Origin of the sequence: Achromobacter sp. HZ01 (assembly GCF_003267925.1) — a bacterium.
Classification (GTDB): domain Bacteria; phylum Pseudomonadota; class Gammaproteobacteria; order Burkholderiales; family Burkholderiaceae_B; genus Achromobacter; species Achromobacter pulmonis_A.
This window is the reverse complement of sequence record NZ_LWKV01000002.1, coordinates 725,481-747,118: the sequence shown is the minus strand read 5'-3', so window position 1 is coordinate 747,118 and position 21,638 is coordinate 725,481. Positions and strand designations below refer to the sequence as shown.

16 protein-coding genes are annotated in these 21,638 nt (G+C 68.2%); 4 read left to right on the top strand and 12 right to left on the bottom strand.

Annotated elements, in window-relative coordinates; genetic code table 11:
• The 3 genes from A6B37_RS12445 to A6B37_RS12440 all read right to left on the bottom strand — a co-directional run bounded on the left by A6B37_RS12445 (position 1) and on the right by A6B37_RS12440 (position 4,433).
• Positions 1-2,478 carry a heavy metal translocating P-type ATPase gene (locus A6B37_RS12445; RefSeq protein ID WP_102774117.1) on the bottom strand — a complete coding sequence of 826 codons (2,478 nt, stop codon included), beginning with the start codon at positions 2,476-2,478 and terminating at the stop codon, positions 1-3.
• Between the two features lie 114 nt (positions 2,479-2,592).
• Complete coding sequence (locus tag A6B37_RS26165; RefSeq protein ID WP_209164568.1) at positions 2,593-2,715, bottom strand: putative transporter small subunit; 123 nt, start codon at positions 2,713-2,715, stop codon at positions 2,593-2,595.
• Positions 2,716-2,741: 26 nt separating this feature from the next.
• Entirely contained in the window at positions 2,742-4,433 is a 1,692-nt protein-coding gene (locus A6B37_RS12440; protein ID WP_111825904.1) for a sodium:solute symporter family protein, read from the bottom strand.
• Positions 4,434-5,006: 573 nt separating this feature from the next.
• On the opposite strand from A6B37_RS12440, the gene A6B37_RS12435 reads away from it, so the two are divergent.
• Entirely contained in the window at positions 5,007-6,203 is a 1,197-nt protein-coding gene (locus tag A6B37_RS12435) for an amidohydrolase family protein (RefSeq protein WP_111825903.1), read from the top strand.
• Here A6B37_RS12435 and A6B37_RS12430 read toward each other — a convergent pair.
• Positions 6,184-7,059 carry a LysR family transcriptional regulator gene (locus A6B37_RS12430; RefSeq protein ID WP_111825902.1) on the bottom strand — a complete coding sequence of 292 codons (876 nt, stop codon included), beginning with the start codon at positions 7,057-7,059 and terminating at the stop codon, positions 6,184-6,186. The two genes, A6B37_RS12435 and A6B37_RS12430, sit on opposite strands and share 20 nt — an antisense overlap.
• A gap of 149 nt (positions 7,060-7,208) precedes the next feature.
• On the opposite strand from A6B37_RS12430, the gene A6B37_RS12425 reads away from it, so the two are divergent.
• Positions 7,209-7,838: an ankyrin repeat domain-containing protein gene (locus tag A6B37_RS12425; RefSeq protein ID WP_246842488.1), complete on the top strand. Its 630-nt coding sequence runs from the start codon at positions 7,209-7,211 to the stop codon at positions 7,836-7,838.
• Between the two features lie 6 nt (positions 7,839-7,844).
• Here the strand turns inward: A6B37_RS12425 and prpF are convergent, their stop codons facing one another.
• From prpF to A6B37_RS12385, 8 genes are all read right to left on the bottom strand, one after another.
• Positions 7,845-9,029: a 2-methylaconitate cis-trans isomerase PrpF gene (gene prpF, locus A6B37_RS12420; RefSeq protein ID WP_111825900.1), complete on the bottom strand. Its 1,185-nt coding sequence runs from the start codon at positions 9,027-9,029 to the stop codon at positions 7,845-7,847.
• 68 nt (positions 9,030-9,097) lie between these two features.
• Positions 9,098-11,716, bottom strand: a complete 2,619-nt coding sequence (gene acnD / locus A6B37_RS12415) for a Fe/S-dependent 2-methylisocitrate dehydratase AcnD (protein WP_102774111.1) — start codon at positions 11,714-11,716, stop codon at positions 9,098-9,100.
• Entirely contained in the window at positions 11,713-12,423 is a 711-nt protein-coding gene (locus A6B37_RS12410; protein WP_102774110.1) for a GntR family transcriptional regulator, read from the bottom strand. Before A6B37_RS12410 ends, acnD begins: the two co-directional genes overlap by 4 nt.
• A gap of 115 nt (positions 12,424-12,538) precedes the next feature.
• Positions 12,539-14,341: an NAD(P)/FAD-dependent oxidoreductase gene (locus A6B37_RS12405; RefSeq protein WP_111825899.1), complete on the bottom strand. Its 1,803-nt coding sequence runs from the start codon at positions 14,339-14,341 to the stop codon at positions 12,539-12,541.
• Positions 14,342-14,560: 219 nt separating this feature from the next.
• Positions 14,561-16,447: a sigma-54-dependent Fis family transcriptional regulator gene (locus A6B37_RS12400; RefSeq protein ID WP_111825898.1), complete on the bottom strand. Its 1,887-nt coding sequence runs from the start codon at positions 16,445-16,447 to the stop codon at positions 14,561-14,563.
• Positions 16,448-16,553: 106 nt separating this feature from the next.
• On the bottom strand, positions 16,554-17,525 hold the full coding sequence (locus A6B37_RS12395; protein ID WP_111825897.1) for a tripartite tricarboxylate transporter substrate binding protein: 972 nt from the start codon (positions 17,523-17,525) through the stop codon (positions 16,554-16,556).
• 38 nt (positions 17,526-17,563) lie between these two features.
• Positions 17,564-18,352 carry an alpha/beta fold hydrolase gene (locus A6B37_RS12390; RefSeq protein ID WP_111825896.1) on the bottom strand — a complete coding sequence of 263 codons (789 nt, stop codon included), beginning with the start codon at positions 18,350-18,352 and terminating at the stop codon, positions 17,564-17,566.
• Positions 18,349-18,942 (bottom strand): amino acid synthesis family protein, encoded by a 594-nt coding sequence (locus tag A6B37_RS12385; RefSeq protein ID WP_102774105.1) that lies wholly within the window; start codon positions 18,940-18,942, stop codon positions 18,349-18,351. The genes A6B37_RS12390 and A6B37_RS12385 overlap by 4 nt, the downstream gene beginning before the upstream one ends.
• Positions 18,943-19,060: 118 nt before the next feature.
• Here A6B37_RS12385 and A6B37_RS12380 point away from each other — a divergent pair, with 118 nt between their 5' ends.
• Both A6B37_RS12380 and A6B37_RS25970 read left to right on the top strand, forming a co-directional pair.
• Positions 19,061-19,969 (top strand): LysR substrate-binding domain-containing protein, encoded by a 909-nt coding sequence (locus tag A6B37_RS12380; RefSeq protein ID WP_102774104.1) that lies wholly within the window; start codon positions 19,061-19,063, stop codon positions 19,967-19,969.
• A 381-nt stretch (positions 19,970-20,350) separates the two neighbouring features.
• Entirely contained in the window at positions 20,351-21,028 is a 678-nt protein-coding gene (locus A6B37_RS25970) for a hypothetical protein (protein WP_146748006.1), read from the top strand.
• Positions 21,029-21,638: the final 610 nt, after the last annotated feature.

The window sequence follows — 21,638 nt, the reverse complement described above, 5'->3', positions numbered from 1 at the left end:
TCAGGCCGGGGCGAAGGGCGGCGCGTAGCGGCGCAGCCGCAGCGCGTTGCTCAGCACGAACACGCTGGACAGGGCCATCGCGCCGGCCGCGAACACCGGCGACAGCAGGCTGCCGTTGACCGGATACAGCAGGCCGGCGGCCACCGGGATCAGCGCGACGTTGTAGGCGAAGGCCCAGAACAGGTTCTGCTTGATGTTGCGCAGCGTGGCCTGGGACAGCCCGATGGCGTTGGGCACGCCGCCCAGGTCGCCGGACATCAGCACCACGTCGGCGGCCTCGATGGCGATATCGGTGCCGGTGCCGATGGCCAGGCCCACGTCGGCTTCGGCCAGCGCCGGCGCGTCGTTGATGCCGTCGCCCACGTAGGCGATCGGGCCGTACTGGCGCTTCAGGCGCTGCACCGCCTCGACCTTGCCGTCCGGCAGCACTTCGGCGACGACTTCGTCGATGCCGAGCTGGCGGGCGATGGCCTCGCCGGTGCGGCGGTTGTCGCCCGTGATCATGGCGACCTTCAGGCCCAGTTCGTGCAGCGCGCGGATGGCCGCGGCCGTGGTTTCCTTGATCGGGTCGGCCACCGCGATCATGGCGGCGAGCCGGCCGTTGACGGCGGCGTAGAGCGGGGTCTTGCCTTCGTCGCCCAGCCGCGCGGCTTGCGCGCCGAAGGTCTCGACGCCCAGGCCCAGTTCGCGCATGTAGCGGTCGGCGCCGATCTGGACCAGGTCGCCGTCGACGCGGGCGCTCACGCCGAAGCCGGTGATGGACTCGAACTGCGAGACCGCGCCCAGCGCGATGTTCTGCGCCTTGGCCGCATCGACGATGGCCTGGGCGATGGGGTGTTCGGACTTGGCTTCGACGGCCGCGACCTTGCCCAGCACGGCGTCGCGCTCGAAGCCCTGCGCCACGACCAGGTCGGTCAGTTCGGGGCGGCCCTTGGTCAGCGTGCCGGTCTTGTCCACGGCCACGACCTTGGCGTCCTTCAGCGATTGCAGCGCTTCGCCCTTGCGGAACAGCACGCCCATCTGCGCGGCGCGGCCGGTACCCACCATGATGGAGGTCGGCGTGGCCAGGCCCATGGCGCAGGGGCAGGCGATGATCAGCACCGCCACGGCGTTGACCAGGGCGAAGGTCAGCGCGGGTTCGGGACCGAACGCGAGCCAGACGATGAAGGTCAGCACGGCGGCCGCCATGACCGCGGGCACGAACCACATGGTGATGCGGTCGACCAGCGCCTGGATCGGCAGCTTGGAGCCCTGCGCCTGCTCCACCATGCGGATGATCTGCGCCAGCACCGTGTCGTTGCCGACCTTGGTGGCGCGCAGCGTCAGCGCGCCGTTCTGGTTGACCGTGCCGCCCACCACTTCGGAGCCGGGCTGCTTCTCGACCGGCACGGGCTCGCCGCTGATCATGGATTCGTCGATGAAGCTGTTGCCCTCCACGACCTCGCCGTCCACCGGCACGCGTTCGCCCGGGCGGACTTCGACCAGGTCGCCGGCGACCACTTCCTCGATGGCCAGTTCCAGGACCGCGCCGTCGCGCACCACGCGCGCCGTCTTGGCCTGCAGGCCGAGCAGGCGCTTGATGGCTTCGGAGGTATTGCCCTTGGCGCGCGCCTCCAGGTAGCGGCCCAGCAGGATCAGCGCCACGATGACCGCGGCGGCCTCGTAATAGACGTTGACCGTGCCGGCGGGCAGCAGGCCGGGCGCGAAGGTGGCGACGACCGAATAGGCATAGGCGGCCGAGGTGCCCACCGCCACCAGCGAGTTCATGTCGGGCGCGCCGCGCAGCAGCGCCGGAACGCCTTTCTGGAAAAAGCGCAGCCCGGGGCCGAATAGCACGATGCTGGCGAGCGCGAACTGGAGGTACCAGCTGTTTTGCGTGCCCAGGGTGCCGGCGATCAGATGGTGGAACGCCGGCACCATGTGGCCGCCCATCTCCAGGATGAACACGGGCAGCGCGAAGATGGCGGCGATGGTCAGCGAGCGCTTGAGCGCCTGGCGCTCGGCGGCCTGGCGTTCGGCCACGGCGTCGGTGTCGCTGGCGGCTTCGGCGATGGGCCGGGCTTCGTAGCCGGCCTTGGCCACGGCCTGGATCAGCGCGCTGGCGGCGACGCCGCCAGCCGCGGTGACGCTGGCGCGCTCGGTCGCCAGGTTGACGGTGGCGCCGCTGACGCCGGGCACCGCCTTCAAGGCCTTCTCGACCCGGCCCACGCAGGAGGCGCAGGTCATGCCGGTCACAGACAGTTCCACGGTGGTTTCGGCCACCGTGTAGCCGGCCTTCTGCACCGCCTGCACGGCCGCCGCCACGTCCGGCGCGCCCGCGAAGGAGATGTCGGCGCGTTCGGTCGCCAGGTTGACGCTGGCCTTGCTTACGCCCGGCACGGCCTTCAGGGCCTTTTCGACCCGGCCCACGCACGAGGCGCAGGTCATGCCCTCGATGGGCAGGCTGACCGCGATGCTGTCTGCAGGGATGGAACTCATTGCCGCTCCTTGAAAACTAGGAATTTCCTGTGGATGCGACCACTATAAAGATTCCAATGATGTCAAGGTCAAGCGTTCCGGACGAAAGTTCCTCCCTGCGGGGTTGAAACGGGGTCAGACCATCGACTTTCCGCTGCGCCGGGCCGCGCGGATGTCGCGCCACAGCGTGACGCACAGAATGGCCAGGATCGCGGCCGAGATGGCCGGCCACACCAGGAAATACAACGTCAACCACATATCGGTCTCCTTGTTCGTTGTGGGGTTCAGCCCTTGGCGGGCTGGACGACGGGGCGCTGCGCCGGCGCCTGGGTCAGCGCTTCCTGTTCGCGGTGGAACGAGGTCACGCGGTCGGCCAGCAGGCCGAAATCGAAGCGCTGCGTGTTGCGCAGGCTGAGCGCGGTGCAGACCGCCGCGCTGACGCCGTAGGCGGTGAGCGAACCCATCAGCACGATGTATTCGCGCAGCGTGCCGACGAAGACGGGCAGCATGATGGCGATGCCCGCCGCGCCCACGGCCAGCGCGGCCTTGCGGCCGAAGAAGCCGAACGTCATCAGTCCCAGCACCACGCCGCCGCCGACGGCCGAGCAGATTTCGAAGAACACCGCCACCGCGCCCTGGATCGGGATCAGTTCGAAGCGCACGATGGTGAACAGCACCACGGCGCTGAGCACCGACCAGACGAAGGCGCGGTTGTCCACGCGGTCCCAGTAGAAGCTGGCGATCACCGGGAACACGATGGCGCCCCACAGCGCGCCGACGAAGACCAGCATGACCAGGATGTCCAGGCGCAGGCTGGCGAAGATGACGCCGATCATGGTGGCCACGATCATGGTGGCGCGGCCCCACCACAGCATGCGCTGCGGGTCCGGACGGCCGCGCGCGACGTTCTTGCCGTAGATGTCGGTCATGACGATGGCCGACAGGGCGGCCAGGTCGGAGTCGGCGGTCGAGGACAGCGAGCCCACCACCAGCAGGAAGAACAGCGCGATGCCGAACGGCGGCAGATAGGTCGAGGCCATCTGCGGGATGATGTTGTTCATGTCGCCGTTGGCGGGCTCCAGGCCCACGAACAGCGCCAGCAGGCCCAGCATGCCCAGGCCGATCACGACCGTGCCGTAGCCGACCGTGGCGGTCAGGAAGGTGGGCTTGATCAGGTCTTCGCGCACGGCGAAAAGACGTTGCGCGATGGTCTGGTTGCCGATGGCGTAGGCCAGCACCGCCACGAAGTAGGGCGCGCCCTGTTCAAGAATCGCCTTGGTCGAATAGAAGTCGGCCTGCTCGGCGTTCAGGCGCCACATATTGGCCTGCAGCACGTCGGGGCCGCCGGCGTTGAAGAAGATCAGCGGAATGATGATGACCGCCGCCACGATCATGGCCGCGAGCTGCGCGAAGTCGGTCATCACCGAAGTGCGAAAGCCCGACCACAGCGTATAGGACAGCACGCCCAGGCCGGCGATGAGCACGCCCTGGATGAAGGTCAGCGGGCTGAGGATGGAGACCAGCGCGCCGGCCGCGGTGAAGTTGACCATCAGGCTGATACAGCTGCCCACGATGTTCGACACCGCCATGATCATCTGGCTGGAGGTGCCGTGGCGCGCGTGGATGACTTCCGCCAGCGTGTGCGCCTTGGGCGCGAGCTGGCGGAAACGCTTGCCGAAGGGATAGATGAACAGAATCATCAGCGCGCCCCAGAAACCGTAGTGCAGGGGGCCGGACAGACCGTACTTGTAGCCCGAGGTGGCGCTGGCGTAGAACGATGCGGCCCAGATCCAGGTGGCGATCATGCTGGCCGTGGAAAGGCCGAAGCCCACCGCGTTGTTCGACACCATGTAGCCGTCGACGTTTTCGTTCTTTTCGCCGATGAACAGCGACATCAGGAATGTCGCGCCGTAAAAGCCCGCGAGCAGCAGGATGGCGGTGGTCGCCGATAGCTGAAAGAATTCTGTCTCTTGCATCGTTTTCGTCCTTTCTCCTTGGCAGCTCGGTCATGACGGACAGTCATGGCTGCGTGAGGCCGTTTCCGCGGGATGCGATGGGCGGCAAACCCCTGTGACGTTGCCGAAACACCGGGCGATCGGCCGCAGGCGCGATCGCGTGCCTGCCCGGGGCGGGCGCGACGAGCGAGCCCATGCCGGACAGCGACAAGGCACACCGTGTAGGTGTCTTGCTGCCGCGTGGGGACGAACGCTGGTTTGATTTAGACGTTGCCCAACGCGGTAAGCGATGGTCCTGCCTGGTGGGCAGGGATTTGTTCCGCAGCCTGGCGGCTGGGTAAAGGTGTTTCGGCGGGCGTTCTACGCTGCACGCCGGACCGCTGTGCGCGGCCTTGGTGTCGGTTGCCGTGGGCGACGTGCGTCGCTTTCGGGCAAACGTGATGAACTACAGCAGACGGCAAGTATAGGACCATACCCGTTTCGAGTCCAGCCCGCGCGCCGCGCGCGCCATCGCGAATCCGATTGGAGCGCATCGCAACACTTAATTGGAAGGCAAAGCCGCGCTCCGATAAGGTAAAGGCTTTGGCGCGAATCATGACAGACCGCATATACCTCAACGCCGTCGATGCCGACGGCAACGCCCTGGCGCTGGCCGTGCGCGACGGACGCATCCTGGCCATCGGCGCCGAGCCGCCCGAACTGCCGCAGGCGCAGGTGACGGACCTGCGCGGCCACCTGGTGCTGCCGGGTTTCGTCGACGGCCACATTCACCTGGACAAGAGTTTCGTCGGCGACCGCTGGCATCCGCACCGGCCGGCGGCCACGCTGCGCGAGCGGCTGGCCATCGAGAAAAGCGAACTGGCGGCCGCGCCGCCCATCGAGGCGCGCGCCGATGCGCTCATCGCGCAGGCGGCCGCGTTCGGCACCGTGGCGATGCGCAGCCACGTCGACGTGGACGCCAGCACCGGGCTGGAGAACCTGCACGCGGTGATGGCCGCGCGCGAGAAGTGGCGCGGCATCGTGGATATCCAGCTGGCGGCGTTTCCGCAGGCCGGCGTGATGTCCTGTCCCGGCACCGCGCAGCTCCTGGAGGCCGCGGTGCGCGAGGGCGCGGAGGTGGTGGGCGGCATCGATCCGTCCACGCTGGACGGCGACGCCGAGGGCCAGCTCGATTGCATCTTCGGCATCGCCGATCGCCTGGGCGCCAGGCTCGACATCCATTTGCACGAGCCCGGCATGGCCGGCGTCGAGCAGATCGGCCGCATCGCCGCGCGCACCCGCGCGCTGGGCCTGGCCGGACGCGTCGCGATCAGCCACGCCTACGCGCTGGGCGACGTGGATGCGCGCGCGCAGGACGAGGCGGCGCGCAAGCTCGCGGACGCCGGCGTGGCCATCATGACCAACGCGCCCGGCGACCGCGCTTTTCCGCCGGTGCTGCGGCTGCGCGCCGCCGACGTGCGGGTGTTCGCCGGCAACGACAACATCCAGGACAGCTGGTGGCCTTACGGCAACGGCGACATGCTGCAGCGCGCGATGCTGATCGGCTACCGCTCGGGCTTTTACGGCGACGCCGAGCTGCTGGCGGCGCTGGACATGGCCTCGCACGCGGGCGCGGCCGTGCTGGGCCTGCAAGGCTACGGGCTGCTGGCGGGCAACGAGGCCACGTTCGTGGCGCTGCCCGCGCCCAATGCGGCGGCCGCCGTGGCCGCGGCGCCGGCGCAGCGTCTGCTGTTTCGCAAGGGCGAACCGGTGGGAGAGGCCGCGACCGCCTTCAGCCGGCCCGCGCGCTGACCTCGGCGGCGCGCTGCTCGCAATAGCCGGTCAGCGCGCGCAGCAGGGCGCGGCCGGCCTCGCTGAGCCGGGCGCGCGCATACAGCGCCAGGCGCAGGCCGGCGGGCGCGGCGTAGCCTTCGGCGGCCGTCAGCACGCGGTGTTCGGGGCCGACGCAGGCGGCCGGCAGCAGGCTCACGCCCAGGCCGGCCGCCACCGCAGCCGTCAGGCTGGGCAGGCTGGGGCTGCAAAAGCGCACCTGCCAGGGCCGGCCGCAGTTCTCCAGCATGGCGGTCATTTCCTGGCGGTAGAGCGCACCGGCCGGAAACGCGACCAGCGGCACGGCCGTGCCGGCGGCGGGCGCCGCGGCGTCGCGCGCCGCGATCCAGCACAGCGGCTCGGCCCACTGGGCGTGGCAGTCCGCGTCCACTTCCCATTGCTTGACCAGCAGCAGGTCCAGGTCGCCTTCGCGGTAGCGCCGCAGCAGCTCGTGGCTGAGGCCGCCTTCGACCTCCACGCGCAGCAGCGGATGGGCGGCCTGCACGGCCGCCAGCGTGGGCATCAGGGCCGCACCCATGAATTCTTCGGGAGCGCCCAGGCGCAGCACCGCGCTGGCCTGCGCGGCGGCCACGCTGGCGCAGGCTTCCTCGGCCAGGCGCAGGATGCTGCGCGCATACCCGAGCAGACGCTCGCCTTCCTCGGTGGGCAGGATATGGCGCTGGCCGCGGTCCAGCAGCTGGCAGCCGAGCCGGTCCTCCAGGCGCAGCACGTGCTGGCTGACGGTGGACTGGGTCAGGTGCAGGTATTCGGCCGCGCGGGTGAAGTTGCCTGTGTCCACGACGGTGATGAAACTGCGCAGCAGGACGGGATCGAGCATTGCGCTTTCCACTGAAAACCATTGGGTCAATTAATTTCATAATACCCGGACGCGACGCCATACTAGCGTCCTGGACCTTGAACCCGGGAGTATCGGATATGCGTGTTTTCGGAGCGTGCCGCATCTGGCTGGCGGCTTTTATGTTGAGCATGGGCGGCGGGGCCGCGGCGGCCGCGGCGGCCGCGCCGGACGCGGCGCTGCTGGCCGCCGCGGGCGACGGCGACGCGGCCCGCGTCAAGGCGCTGCTGCAGCAGGGCGCCGCGCTGGAGGCGCGCGACGGTTCCGGCAATACGCCGCTCTTGCGCGCCACCCAGGGCAACCACGTCGAGGCCGCGCGCGCGCTGATCGACGCGGGCGCCGACGTCAATGCCAAGAATGCGATCCACGACAGCGCCTACCTGCTGGCCGGGGCGCGCGGCTACCGCGAGATCCTGGCGCTGACGCTGGCGCACGGCGCGGACCTGAAAAGCACCAACCGCTACGGCGGAACGGCGCTGATCCCGGCCTGCGAGCGCGGCCACGTCGAAGTGGTGGACATGCTGCTGGTCGCCGGCGTGGACGCCGACCACGTGAACAACCTGGGATGGACCGGCCTGCTGGAGGCCGTGATCCTGGGCGATGGCGGCCCGCGCCATCAGGCCATCGTCAAGCGCCTGATCGAGGCCGGCGCCGACGTCAATCTTGCCGACGGCAAGGGCGTGACGCCGCTTGCGCATGCGCGCCAGCGCGGCCAGGCCGAGATCGCGCGCATGCTGGAGGCGGCGGGCGCCCGGGGCTGACGCCCCTCAGAAGCCCTCGCGCGGCACGTGCACGCGGCCTTCCATCAGGATGCGCGCGCTGCGGCTCATGATGGCCTTGGTGACCTTCCACTCGCCGTCGACCAGCTTGGCCTCGGCGCCCACGCGCAGCGTGCCCGACGGATGGCCGAAGCACACGTTGTCGCGCTCGCCGCCGCCGGCGGCCAGGTTGACCAGCGTGCCGGGCACGGCCGCGGCGGTGGCGATGGCCACCGACGCCGTGCCCATCATGGCGTGGTGCAGCTTGCCCATGGACAGCGCGCGCACCAGCACGTCGATGTCGCCGGCGCCGATCTGCTTGCCGCTGGACGACACGTAGGCGCGGGGCGGGGCGACGAAAGCGATCTTGGGCGTGTGCTGGCGGCTGGCGGCCTCTTCGAGCTTGCCGATCAGGCCCATGCGCAGCGCGCCGTGGGCGCGGATGGTCTCGAAGCGCGCAAGCGCGGCGGGGTCGCCATTGATGTCGTCCTGCAGTTCCGTGCCCTTGTAGCCCAGCGCCTCGGCGTCCAGGAAGATGGTGGGAATGCCGGAGTTGATCATGGTGGCCTTGAAGGTGCCGACGCCCGGCACTTCCAGGTCGTCCACCAGTTGCCCGGTGGGGAACATGGAGCCGCCGTCGCCTTCCTCGGCCGGGTCCATGAACTCCAGGCGCAGTTCGGCGGCCGGGAAGGTCACGCCGTCCAGTTCGAAGTCGCCGGTTTCCTGCACGGCGCCGTCGGTGATGGGCACGTGGGCGACGATGGTCTTGCCGATGTTGGCCTGCCAGATGCGCACCACGGCCACGCCGTTCTGCGGAATGCGGGCGGGATCGACCAGGCCGTTGGCGATGGCGAACGGGCCGACCGCGGCCGACAGGTTGCCGCAATTGCCGCTCCAGTCCACGAAGGGCTGGTCGATGGAGACCTGGCCGAACAGGTAGTCCACGTCATGGTCGGGACGGCTGCTCTTGCCGATGATGACGGTCTTGCTGGTGCTGGACGTGGCCGCGCCCATGCCGTCGATCTGCTTGCCGTACGGGTCGGGGCTGCCGATCACGCGCAGCAGCAGCGCGTCGCGCGCGGGGCCGGCCACGCGCGCCGATTCGGGCAGGTCGTCGAGTTTGAAGAACACGCCTTTGCTGGTGCCGCCGCGCATGTAGGTGGCGGCAATCTTGGTCTGGGGAGCATGGGCCATGGGGCAGTCCTGAGATCTGGGATGGGGCAGGGCGAACGCCATCGGCGTTCGCCCGTCTGGGTGGAGGATCAGCCGGCTTTCTTGTCGGCGCCGGCCGCGGATTCGGCTTCCAGGAAGTCCTGGGCGAAGCGCTGCAGCACGCCGCCGGCCTCGTAGATCGACACTTCCTCGGCGGTGTCCAGGCGGCAGGTCACGGTGGCCTGCTCGGTGGAGCCGTCGCGGCGGTGGATCACCAGCGTCAGGTCGGCGCGCGGCTTGCGCTCGCCGATGACGTCGTAGCTTTCGGTGCCGTCCAGGTTCAGCGTCTTGCGGTTGACGCCGGGCTTGAACTCCAGCGGCAGCACGCCCATGCCGATCAGGTTGGTGCGGTGGATGCGCTCGAAGCCTTCGGCCACGATGGCTTCCACGCCGGCCAGGCGCACGCCCTTGGCGGCCCAGTCGCGCGACGAACCCTGGCCGTAGTCGGCGCCGGCCACGATGATGAGCGGCTGCTTGCGTTCCATGTAGGTCTCGATCGCTTCCCACATGCGCATGACCTTGCCCTCGGGCTCCACGCGCGCCAGCGAGCCCTGCTTCACCGTGCCGTCCTCGTTCTTCACCATTTCGTTGAAGAGCTTGGGATTGGCGAAGGTGGCGCGCTGCGCCGTCAGGTGGTCGCCGCGGTGGGTGGCGTAGGAGTTGAAGTCCTCTTCGGGCAGGCCCATCTTGTGCAGGTAGGCGCCGGCGGCGCTGTCGAGCAGGATGGCGTTGGACGGCGACAGGTGGTCGGTGGTGATGTTGTCGCCCAGCACGGCCAGCGGCAGCATGCCGCGCAGCGTGCGCTCGCCGGCCAGCGCGCCTTCCCAGTACGGCGGGCGGCGGATGTAGGTGCTCATCGGGCGCCAGTCGTACAGCGGGCTGACGGCGGCGCGGCGCTCGTCCTGGATGCCGAACATGGGCGCGTAGACCTTGCGGAAGTGCTCGGGCTTGACCGCGGACTTGACCACGGCGTCGATCTCTTCGTCGCTGGGCCAGATGTCCTTGAGGCGGATGTCGCGGCCGCTGGCGTCCTGGCCCAGCACGTCGCGCTCGATGTCGAAGCGGATGGTGCCGGCGATGGCGTAGGCCACGACCAGCGGCGGCGAAGCCAGGAAGGCCTGCTTGGCGTAGGGGTGGATGCGGCCGTCGAAGTTGCGGTTGCCCGACAGCACGGCGGTGGCATAAAGGTCGCGGTCGATGATTTCCTGCTGAATCTTGGGGTCCAGCGCGCCGGACATGCCGTTGCACGTGGTACAGGCGAAGGCCACCACGCCGAAGCCCAGCTTTTCCAGTTCGCCGGTCAGGCCGGCTTCGTCCAGGTACAGCGAAACCGCCTTGGAGCCGGGCGCCAGCGAGCTTTTCACCCAGGGCTTGCGGGTCAGGCCTGCACGGTTGGCGTTGCGCGCCAGCAGGCCGGCGGCGATCACGTTGCGCGGGTTGCTGGTGTTGGTGCAGCTGGTGATGGCGGCGATGATGACGGCGCCGTCCGGCATCAGGCCGGGCTGGTTCTCCACGACGCCGGAAATGCCGCGCTCGGCCAGGTCGGCCACCGGCAGGCGGCGATGCGGGTTGGACGGGCCGGCCAGCGTGCGCACCACGCTGGACAGGTCGAAGCGCAGCACGCGCTCGTATTCGGCGGTCTTGAGGCTGTCGGACCACAGGCCGGCGGTCTTGGCGTAGGTTTCCACCAGCGCGATCTGCTCGTCCTCGCGGCCGGTCAGGCGCAGGTAGTCGATGGTCTGCTGGTCGATCGAGAACATCGCCGCCGTGGCGCCGTATTCGGGCGCCATGTTGGAGATGGTGGCGCGGTCGCCCAGCGTCAGGCTGGAGGCGCCTTCGCCGTAGAACTCGAGGTAGGCGCCCACCACTTTTTCCTTGCGCAGGAATTCGGTCAGCGTCAGTACGATGTCGGTGGCGGTGATGCCCGGCTGGGCGCGGCCGGTGAGTTCCACGCCGACGATGTCGGGCAGGCGCATCCAGGAGGCGCGGCCCAGCATCACGTTCTCGGCCTCCAGGCCGCCCACGCCGATGGCGATCACGCCCAGCGCGTCCACGTGCGGGGTATGGCTGTCGGTGCCCACCAGCGTGTCGGGGAAGGCCACGCCGTCCTGGGTGTAGATGACCGGCGACATGCGCTCCAGGTTGATCTGGTGCATGATGCCGTTGCCCGGCGGCACGACCTCGATGTTGCGGAAGGCCTGCTTGGTCCAGTCGATGAAATGGAAGCGGTCTTCGTTGCGGCGGTCCTCGACTGCGCGGTTCTTGGCGAAGGCGTCGGGATCGTCGCCGCCGTATTCCACGGCCAGCGAGTGGTCCACGATCAGCTGCACCGGCACCACCGGATTGACCTTGGCGGGGTCGCCGCCCTTTTCGGCGATGGCGTCGCGCAGGCCGGCCAGGTCCACCAGCGCGGTCTGGCCCAGGATGTCGTGGCAGACCACGCGCGCCGGGTACCACGGGAAGTCCAGGTCGCGGCGGCGTTCGATCAGCTGCTTGAGCGCGTCGGTCAGGAGCGCCGGGTCGCAGCGGCGCACCAGGTTCTCGGCCAGCACGCGCGACGTGTAGGGCAGGCGGTCATAGGCCCCAGGGGAAATCGCCTCGACGGCGGCGCGGGTGTCGAAGTAGTCCAGGCGGGTGCCGGCCAGGGGCTTGCGGTAGTTTTGGTTCATGCCTCGGTGCGCTGCAGGTTGCCCTGCGCGATCTGCTGTTCGATGTTGAGACGGGATGCGCGGATGTGGCGGCGCATCAGGATTTCAGCCAACTCGCCATCGCGGTCGGCGATGGCGTCAAGAATGCGGTGGTGTTCGGCATAGGCCTGCCGCGGGCGGTTGGGCGTGGTGGAGTACTGGATGCGGTACATGCGCGCGAGCTGATAGAGCTCGTCGCACAGCATCCGAAACAGCATCTGGTTGCCGCTGCCCTTGACGATGCGGTAGTGGAAATCGTAGTCGCCCTCCTGCTGGTAGTAGCCGAGGCCGGCCTGGAAGGCCTCGTCGCGCTCGTGCGCTTCGAGCACGCCGCGCAGCTCCGCGATCTCGGCCGGCGGCATGCGCTCGGCCGCCAGGCGGCAGGCCGTGCCTTCCAGCGATTCGCGGATTTCGTAGAGTTCGCAGAGTTCCTGCTGCGACAGCGACACCACGCGCGCGCCGGCGTGCGGCACGCGCACCAGCAGCCGCTGGCCTTCCAGCCGGTGCAGCGCCTCGCGCAGCGGCCCGCGGCTGACGCCGTGGATCCGCGCCAGCTCGGGCTCGGAGATCTTGCTGCCGGGGGCGATCTCGCCCTTGACGATGGCGGACTGGATCTGGCGGAAGATGTGTTCCGCCAGGGTCTCGCTATCGCCCGGGGCGGCGCCCGGCAGCGTCAGTACTTTGCTCATGTGTCGACAATTCTTCCGAATTTAATGAAAAAAATCGGATTGGCGCGCCGTAAGGCGCAGGATTGTCAACAATTTACCCCGGCGTCGGGCAGGGCGCAAGCCGCCGGGGCCCCGCCTACTGCTTGTGGTGCACCTCCTGCAGGCCGTAGACCTGCACGGGAATGCCCGCCTGGCGCGCCTTCAGCTGCAGGGACAGGTACTGGGAGTAGTGGCGCGACTGGTGCAGGTTGCCGCCGTGGAACCACAGCGCCTCCTGCTGGGTGGGCTTCCACATGTTGCGCTGCTCGCCTTCCCAGGGGCCAGGGTCCTTGGTCGTGTCCGAGCCCAGCCCCCAGCACTTGCCGACCTTGTCCGCGACCTCGCGGCTGATCAGGTCGGCGGCCCAGCCGTTCATCGAGCCGTAGCCGGTGGCGTAGACCACCAGGTCGGCCGGCAGGCTCACGCCGTTCTTCAGCACCACGGCGTCGCGCGTCAGGTGGCTGACGTCGGTGCGCGACTGCAGCTTGATGCTGCCGTCGATGATCAGGTCGCAGGCGCCCACGTCGATGTAGTAGCCGGAGCCGCGCCGCAGGTACTTCATGAACAGGCCCGAGCCGTCGTCGCCCCAGTCCAGCATGAAGCCGGCGGCCTCCAGCTTGTTGTAGAACTCGGCGTCGCGCTCGCGCATCCGCTCATACAGCGGGATCTGGAACTGCGCCATGATCTTGTAGGGCAGGGACGCGAACGTCAGGTCGGCCTTGCGCGTGGTCATGCCATTGGCCAGCGCCTGCTCCGAATAAAGCGCGCCCAGGCCGATGTCCATCAGCGTGTCCGAACGCACGATGTGCGTGGACGAACGCTGCACCATCGTCACATGGGCGCCGGCTTCCCACAACGCCGCGCAGATATCGTGCGCGGAGTTGTTGGCGCCGATGACGACCACGTTCTTGCCGCGGTAGGCGTCGGGGCCGGGGTGGCGCGAGGAATGGTGCTGTTCGCCCCGGAACTCATCCTGTCCGGGAAAGCGCGGGATATTGGGCTTGCCGGACATGCCGGTGGCCAGCACCAGCTGCTTGGGCCGCAGCACCACGGGCTCGCCGTCGCGCAGCACGGTGACTTCCCATTCCTGTTTGTCCTCGTCATAGCGCGCCGACTGGCAGGTGCTGGACGTCCAGTAGTTGATCTCCATGATCCTGGTGTACATCTCCAGCCAGTCGCCGATCTTGTCCTTGGGCGCGAAGATCGGCCAGTTCTCGGGGAAGGGGATGTAGGGCAGATGGTCGTACCAGACCGGGTCGTGCAGGCACAGCGACTTGTAGCGCTTTCTCCAGCTGTCGCCGGCGCGCTCGTTCTTCTCGATGATGAGGGTGGGCACGTCGAGCTGGCGCAGGCGCGCGCCCAGCGCGATGCCGCCCTGTCCGCCGCCGATGATGAGCACGTAGGGCTGGGTCCGGTAGCCGAGCTCGGCGGCCTCCTGCTCGCGCTTCTCCAGCCAGGTCTGGCGGGTCCGGCTGCTGCCGTGTTCGGCGCCCTTGGGCCGGCGCACGCCGCTGGGCTCTTCATGCCCCTTCAGCTCCGACATGGTGGTCAGCAGCGTCCAGATGCGGCCGTCGCGCACGCGGATGTGGCCATAGCCGCGGGCGCGGTTGGTCTCGATCTCGATCCAGCCCTGCAGCAGGCCGTCGTCGTCCGACACGGCCTCCTTCGGGTCCAGGTTGAACCGCACCGGCTCGACCTGTTCCAGCTGGTGCCGCAGCATGTCGCGGATCTGGTCGCGCCCCTCCAGGGTGCGCAGGTTCCAGGTGAACAGCACCAGGTCGCGCCAATAGCATTCGTCCTGGAACAGCGCGGCGACGGCATCGACGTCCTTGTTGCCCAGCGCGGTGTTCAGGCGTCCCAGCAGGGCCTCCAGGGCGGCGCCGGCTTGATCGGTCTGCATGTCTAGTCTCCTTGCCCGTGGCGGGCGATCGTTGTCTTGGCGGACCGGGGCGGTCCGTGGGCGGTTCCGGCCTGTGCCGGCCGGTGGCCGCCCACCGTAGACAAGCAATCGCCATGCCATATCGGCGCGCCGCGCGCGGCGCCCGGCGCGCGCGACAGGCGGGCGGGAAGGGGCGTGGCGGCGCGCCACAGCTGTGGCGCGCGGGTGTGGCGCCGCGCCTTAGTGGCGCGGGGACAGGCCGTAGCGCCGCATCTGGCGATGGACCGTGGAGCGGTCCACGCCCATGCGGCGGGCGGCCTCGGAGACGTTGCCGGCGCAGCGCGCCAGCATGGAACGCAGGGCAGCTTCGCCGGGGCTGGCGGCCGCCGCCACCGGCGCCAGCGCATCGGGCAGGTCGCCGGCCTCGATCACGCCGTTCTCGCACAGCGCGGCGGCCACCGCGATGGCGTTGGCCAGTTCGCGGATATTGCCGGGCCAGGCGTGCGACTTCAGCGCCATCAGCGCGGCCGGCGACAGCACGGGCGCGCCCGATTCGTCCTGGTGGCGCGCCAGCAGGCGTTCGATCAGCCACTCCAGGTCTTCGCGTTCGCGCAGCGGCGGGATGGTCAGCGTGGCCGCGTTGATGCGGTAATACAGGTCTTCGCGGAAACGGCCCTCGCGCACCAGCGCCGCCAGGTCGCGGTGCGAGGCCGACAGCAGGCTCAGGCGCACGGCGCGCGGCGCATTGGCGCCGATGGGCGTGACCTCGGATTCGGCCAGCACGCGCAGCAGGCGGCTTTGCAGGGCCAGCGGCATGTCGCCGATCTCGTCCAGGAACAGGGTGCCGCCGTCGGACTCCTCGATCAGGCCCTTGCGGCCCTTGGCCGCCGCGCCGGTGTAGGCGCCGGGCAGATAGCCGAACAGCTCGCTTTCGATCAGGGATTCGGGAATGGCCGCGCAGTTGACGGCGACGAAGCGGCCCGTGCGCCCGCTGCCGTCATGGATGGCGCGGGCCAGGTACTCCTTGCCCGCGCCGGTCTCGCCCTGCAGCAGAATGGGCAGGCGCTGCCTGGCCAGCTTGGCGGCGCGCGCCAGCATCGCGGCCATCCGGGCGTCGCCGCCGTCCAGCCCGCCGAGGGCGGCCGGCGCGCCGCGCACGGCGACGGCGGCGGCGCGCGCGCGCCGGTTGGGCTCGATGGCGTGCGCGAACAGCGCGTTGCCGTCGCGCGCGACGATCAGGCGGTCCTGCGGGGCGTGGGCGCGGGTGTAGCGGGGCAGGTCGTCGAGCTGCACGTCGAAGAAGCGGGTGACGGGCTGGCCGATGAGGCCGGCGGGGTTGCGCCAGTCCAGGCCGGCGGCGCGCGCCAGCAGCTTGGCGCCCGTGTGCGTCATGCCCAGGATGCGGCCGGACCCGTCCAGCGAGACGGCGGCCTCGGGGTCCACGTCCAGGAACTCGGGCGACCGCGCGAAGCGCAGCACCCACTCGCTGCTGGTGCGCGCCATCAGGTTGGCCATCTCGATGCGCCGCGCGGTGCCGGTGACCAGATGCAGCGCCAGGTTCTGGCTGGCCTTCAGCACGGGGGAACTGAGCAGCGAGATGTCCAGCACCGCGGCCAGCTCGCCGTCGGCGCTGTAGATCGGGGCGGCGGTGCAGGACAGCGGCGTGTGGGTGTTGTCGAAATGGTCGGTCTGATGGATGGTGAGCGCTTCGCCGCTTTCCAGGCAGGCGCCCACGGCGCAGGTGCCGGCGCGCCGCTCCGACCACTCCGACCCCAGATAGAGGCCGGCCTTGCGCAATTGCGCCGTCTGCTGGGCGTCGCCGAGGAACTCCACGGTGACGCCCTGCCGGTCGGCCAGCAGCAGCACATAGTTCTGTCCGGCGACCTGGCGGAACAGGTGGTCCAGGCCGGAGCGCGCGATGGCGATCAGCGCCTCGGATTGCTGGCGATGCTCGCGCAGCCGCCCGTCGGGCACGATATAGGCCTCGCAGGCGTGCGCGGGATCGAGCCGGTACTGGTCCAGGCAGCGCAGCCAGCTGCTGACCACGTGCGCGTCGCGCTGCGTGGGGCGGCCAAGGCCGACCTGTTCGATCTCGCGGATATGGGCGAAGTGCTGGGAACTAGGCATGTCGTCTCCATGGAGCGCCCGATCTGCGTCGAGTAGCCGGACAGCATGCACAGAGGACGACACGCCTGTAAATGCTGGTTATCCAGCATCGGGTGCGGCGCGGGCGCTACAGGTCGACCTTGACCTTGCCCGCCTGCACCAGCCTGGCCACGTCGCGGATTTCCGCCAGCAGCGCCTGCTGCAGCTGTGCCGGCGTGCCGCCGGTGGGCTGGAAGCCCTGTTCGGCCAGCTTGGCGCGCACCGTCTCCGTCTGCAGCGCGCGGTTGACGCCCTGGTTGAGCGCGGCGACGGCGGCCTCCGGCGTGCCCGCGGCGCAATACGTGCCGAACTGGATCTGCGCGGAGAAGCCGGGGTAGCCGCTTTCGGCCACCGTGGGGATGTCCGGATACTTGGGCAGGCGTTCCGGGCTGGTCACGGCCAGCACGCGCAGGCGTCCGCCCTGCAGGTACGGCTCGACCGCCGCCACCGTGGCCACCACCAGCTGTATCTGTCCGCCCAGCAGGTCCGTCATCATCGGCCCGGTGCCGCGATACGGCACGTGCAGCAGCTCGACGCCGCAGGCCGCCTGCAGCAGTTCGGTCGCCAGATGCTGGGGCGTGGCGTTGCCGGGCGTGCCGAACGTCAGGCCCTTGGGTTCGCGCTTGGCCTGGGCCACCAGTTCGGCCAGCGTCTTGGCCGGCACGTCGGCGTTGACCGCCACCATGTAGGGCGAACGCGCGATCGGGCAGACCGGCGTGAGCTGCTTGAGCACATCCTCGGGCGGCCGGGCGTAGTAGCGCACCGAAGGCACCAGGCCGGCGAACAGCAGCACGCTGCCGTCCTTGGCGCCGTTGGCGGTGTAGTCGGCGCCCAGCATGCCGCTGGCGCCGGGCTTGTTCTCGACCACCACGGGGCGGTCCATCGCGCCTTCCATCGCCGCGGCGACGACCCGGCCCAGCACGTCCGTGCCGCCGCCCGGCGGGAACGGCACGACCACGCGCAGCGGCGCCGCGCGCGCGCCGGCGGACCGGCCCGCCATGACGCCGGCCGGCGCCAGGGCCAGCGCCGCCAGGTTCTTCAAGAGGGATCTGCGATTCATGTCGTATGTCTCCGCGTATGTCTCTGTTCTTATGCCGTTCAGGCGCAGTGCCGGGTTTCGCCCTGGGCCAGGAAAAAGCGCTGCAGGGCCGCCGCCACCACCGCCGGTTCCTCCACCGGCAGCATATGCCGCTGGCCGGCCACCACCCGGGCCTGGCCGCAAGGCAGCGCGGCGGCCAGCTCGCGCGTCATGCGCGGCGTGGACCCGACGTCCTCCTCGCCGGTCATCGCCAGCGCGGGGCAGGCGATGCCGGGCGCGGCCTGCGCCAGAATCGGATCGCCCAGCGCAAACACGCGGTAGGCGGCCAGAAAGCTCGCGCGGTCGTTGCGCAGCAGGCGCTGCCCGATGCTGGCGACCCGTTCCGGCCGCCGCGCCTGGAAGTCCGGCGTGAACCAGCGCGCCAGCGATACCTGGGCCGCCGCCGCGGGGTCCTGCGTCGCGGCCGCTTCCAGCCGCGCCAGCACGGCGCGCGCTTCATCGGGGCTGCGCCGGAACACCGTGCTCAGCAGCGTCAGGCGCCGCACCCGCTGCGGCCGCGCGGCGGCATAAGCCCCCGCGATCAGGCCGCCCATGGAATAGCCCAGCACGTTGGCGTTCTGCCAGCCGGCGCGGTCCAGCTCGGCGTCGAGCTGGGCGATGTAGTCCTGCACCGTTATGGTCTCGTCCACGGCGGGGGCGTTGCCATGGCCCAGCAGGTCGTAGCGCAGCACCTCGAAATCCGGCTCCAGCAGCGGCGCCAGGTCGTCCCACAACGTGTGGTCCAGGCCCACGCCATGCAGCAGCACCAGCGGCTCGCCGCGGCCGCTGCGGCTATAGTGCGCGCTCATTTCGCCTGGGCCTCGCGCTCGAGTTCCTGCATGTCCGAATAACGGTTGCCGATGCGATGGTGCGGACGGCCCGAAGTGGCCGCGCCCAGCGCGACCACGATCTCGTCCGGCGCGGGCGCGTCGTTGATCGTGGTCTGCACCGTCAGGTAGTGCGAGCGCAGGCCCTCGTCCTGCTTGTGCATCAAGGGCACGGAAATCACGCAGCCCGGGCCGCCGCGCATATTGGTGAAGCTCAGGTAGCTGGTGCCGCCCACCGCGTTGCGGTAGGCGTTGCCGAAGCGCAGCGTGTGGATCAGCGCCGACGCGTGCTCGATTTCGCCGGCCGTGCCCACCACGGCGGCCTTGCCGTAGGCCTCGACCTGGTCGGCCGACCCGGCCTGCCGCAGGATTTCCCCGACCAGCAGCTCGCCCAGCGGCGGCGCGGCCGCCAGGATCTGCGGGCGCAGGTCTTCCTGGAACGGCAGGCCCGCCCACGGATTGCGGATCACGGCGGCGGCCACGATCATCACCAGCGGACGCTCGGCCGCGCGGCCTCCTTCGATCAGGGTTTTCTCGACATAACTGACTACTTTGCGCACTTGCAGGGACATACCGCGGCTCCACGACCTGTTGGATGAATGGCGGGCCATTGTTGGACGCCCGACGCGGTTTTGACAATCCAAATTAACGTAAGTTAATTTCGGAAAATCCGAATTTGCTTGGTGCCTCATGCCGCAGCCCCTCAAGATCCAGCACCTGCGCCAGTTCCTGCTCGCGGCCGACCACGGCAGCTTCCGCCTGGCGGCCGAAGGCACCTTCCGCTCGCAGGCCGCCGTCTCGGCGGCCATGCAGGACCTGGAACAGCAGCTGGGCGCGCCGCTCTTCGAACCCGGCAAGCGCGCGCAGCTCACCCCGCTGGGCGCGGCGGTCGCGCCGCTGTTTCGCGAACTGCTGTCCACCCACGACCGGGTGCTGGACGCCGCGCGCCAGCTCAGCCTGGGCAGCCAGGGGCCGGTTTCGCTGGCCGTCATGCCCTCGCTGGCCGACGAATGGCTGCCGCGGCTGCTGGAACGCTACGCGCGCGGCCACCCCGCGATCCGCATCCGCGCCATCGACGAGCCCTCGCAGGACGTGCACCGGCTGGTGCTGAACGGCGAAGTGCAGGTCGGCGTGGCGGGGCAGGTGCCGCGCACCGCCGAAGTCGCCTTCGCGCCGGTGGCGCGCGACGCCTTCGGCCTGGTCTGCCGCAAGAGCCACCCGCTGGCGCGCCGGCGCGGCCCGGTGCCCTGGTCCGCGCTGGCCGGCGAACGCCTGATCGGCAACGCCACCTTCGACACCTTGCGCAACCGGCAACTGGGCGGCGCCATCGAAGACCCGTTCATGGTGGTGTCCAACCGCGCCTCGCTGCTGGCCAGCGTGGTCAGCGGACTGGGCGTGACCGTGCTGCCGGTGCTGGCGCGCCCCGCGGCCAGCACCGGCCTGGCCTTCGTGCCGCTGGCCGAACCCACCGTGGAGCGCATCGTCGGCGTCCTGACCCGCAAGGAAGAGACGCTGCTGCCGTCGGTGGCGGCCCTGCATGAACTGGCGTTGCGGTCGCTGGCGCAGTTCACGCGGCGCAAGGGGGCTGGGTTGGTGTAGGGGAGGCGGCGGGGAAACCCGGTCGGCGACGGTCGAACCCATGTGCGCTCGTTACGACGCGGGGTGTTCAAACAGGCCCGTAATCGTCGACTCAAAGGCCTGCCGCGGCGATGTGGATAATCATCGATCTACAATTTTTTGGTATTAAAACAGATTTTTCGAGTTTGAGGGGGCGCTTAAATCAAGTTTTAATCGTAGGTTGGGGGGTAATCACTTGGTAAGGGTTTGTGGTGAACGTTTAGACTTCGGCTGGTGGTGTGGGCCGGTTTTAGATGTAATAGCCTGGGCTACAACTGGCTACGTTCATCGAGAAGTATTCGAGGTTCTCGAGTATCTTGGGGTTGATCGCATCACGGTTGGAGTTCGTAAGTCGGGGTTGAAATGAAAGTAAATGTGAATATTAGAAGAAGGGCGGCGGCAGACGAAGACGTGCGCAAGCTGAATTCGATAATAATTGCCAGGCTTTCAAAAATAGATGGAATTTTTAGAGGTGATGATGTCCAGCTTCAGGCGGTATTTGATCCGGGGAAAGGTGAAAGCGCAGGAACATATTTGTCACCGTTTTTGGTGGAAGGGATCCGCGGAGGGGTTTCCTATGCGTCTAGGACTCCTGGGGCCGTTAAAGATCGTGGAACCTCTGACGATTTCATTTATTTGGAATTGGACCTAGAATCACTAAACTATAATTGGTTTGTCACAGTTGTTTTTCCCGTCATCGTGGAGGCATTTGGAGCCTATCGTTCCACCGTTGTCACGGACTTGGATCAAAGGGATGATGATTTTAATAAGATTGTCGAACTATGCCGATTGGAGAAAAAGGACCTTAAGTCGAGAGACGGAGTCTTTCGTATTCAGTCAGTGAATTATTTTGACGATATTTTATGTAAGCGGGCCTTCGGGATTGGCAGCAAAGAAGTGGCAGCCCGACTTGAAGAGCACGTCTATGTTGTTAGAGAAATCGGCGACGGCGTTTTTTTTATCACTTCAGATAAACCAGTTGCAGGGCCCGAAACGCTCATTATTGATAAAAAAATAAAGCGTCTCCTGGCCGGAAGGTGATCTCGAAATTTGTACTGGTACAGTATTTACCTGATCCCAGTCTCACGCCCATGTTTGTTCAAGCTGCTTCGGCGAGCCAGTCTTCCGGGGCCGGGTTTCGGTCGCCCACGCTCGTGCCCAGATGCCGCCGTTCGCAATTGCAATGGTTTCGGCGGATCTCGAACTCTTCCTGCATTTGCTCTATCCGGAGTGCGCAACGGTTCCGGGTCCCTGTTACATAGTCCGGTTTGATGCCGGATGACCACGTCTCAACGTGGTCGACTGTCAGGTGAATACCGTATCAATACAGCTTTGCCGCTACGCGGGCGGGGAGCGTGCCACTGGCGCCCCACCCACACCTCAAGCCGCGCTTTCCAGCTCGATCCGGTTGCGGCCGTCAGCTTGGCCTCGTACAGGAACTCGTCGGCACGGCGCGACAGCTGCGCCAGGCCGGCGGCGTCTTGCAACACTTCCAGGTGGAGTGGTAGCAGGCCGTGAAACGAAATTCTCTTCAAGAATATTTTCAGACGGTACGACGGGATTGCATGGTTGTAGAGGCTTGATATTCGCTGATGGGATATTGGTGAGCCTAGAAAGCCTAAGAGGATATCGGGCAGAGACTTCGAGTCGG

Coding starts and splice junctions, on each gene's coding strand:
- A6B37_RS12445 (WP_102774117.1), bottom strand. CDS start 2,478: ATGAGTTCCATCCCTGCAGACAGCATCGCGGTCAGCCTGCCCATCGAG.
- A6B37_RS26165 (WP_209164568.1), bottom strand. CDS start 2,715: ATGTGGTTGACGTTGTATTTCCTGGTGTGGCCGGCCATCTCGGCCGCG.
- A6B37_RS12440 (WP_111825904.1), bottom strand. CDS start 4,433: ATGCAAGAGACAGAATTCTTTCAGCTATCGGCGACCACCGCCATCCTG.
- A6B37_RS12435 (WP_111825903.1), top strand. CDS start 5,007: ATGACAGACCGCATATACCTCAACGCCGTCGATGCCGACGGCAACGCC.
- A6B37_RS12430 (WP_111825902.1), bottom strand. CDS start 7,059: ATGCTCGATCCCGTCCTGCTGCGCAGTTTCATCACCGTCGTGGACACA.
- A6B37_RS12425 (WP_246842488.1), top strand. CDS start 7,209: ATGGGCGGCGGGGCCGCGGCGGCCGCGGCGGCCGCGCCGGACGCGGCG.
- prpF (WP_111825900.1), bottom strand. CDS start 9,029: ATGGCCCATGCTCCCCAGACCAAGATTGCCGCCACCTACATGCGCGGC.
- acnD (WP_102774111.1), bottom strand. CDS start 11,716: ATGAACCAAAACTACCGCAAGCCCCTGGCCGGCACCCGCCTGGACTAC.
- A6B37_RS12410 (WP_102774110.1), bottom strand. CDS start 12,423: ATGAGCAAAGTACTGACGCTGCCGGGCGCCGCCCCGGGCGATAGCGAG.
- A6B37_RS12405 (WP_111825899.1), bottom strand. CDS start 14,341: ATGCAGACCGATCAAGCCGGCGCCGCCCTGGAGGCCCTGCTGGGACGC.
- A6B37_RS12400 (WP_111825898.1), bottom strand. CDS start 16,447: ATGCCTAGTTCCCAGCACTTCGCCCATATCCGCGAGATCGAACAGGTC.
- A6B37_RS12395 (WP_111825897.1), bottom strand. CDS start 17,525: ATGAATCGCAGATCCCTCTTGAAGAACCTGGCGGCGCTGGCCCTGGCG.
- A6B37_RS12390 (WP_111825896.1), bottom strand. CDS start 18,352: ATGAGCGCGCACTATAGCCGCAGCGGCCGCGGCGAGCCGCTGGTGCTG.
- A6B37_RS12385 (WP_102774105.1), bottom strand. CDS start 18,942: ATGTCCCTGCAAGTGCGCAAAGTAGTCAGTTATGTCGAGAAAACCCTG.
- A6B37_RS12380 (WP_102774104.1), top strand. CDS start 19,061: ATGCCGCAGCCCCTCAAGATCCAGCACCTGCGCCAGTTCCTGCTCGCG.
- A6B37_RS25970 (WP_146748006.1), top strand. CDS start 20,351: ATGAAAGTAAATGTGAATATTAGAAGAAGGGCGGCGGCAGACGAAGAC.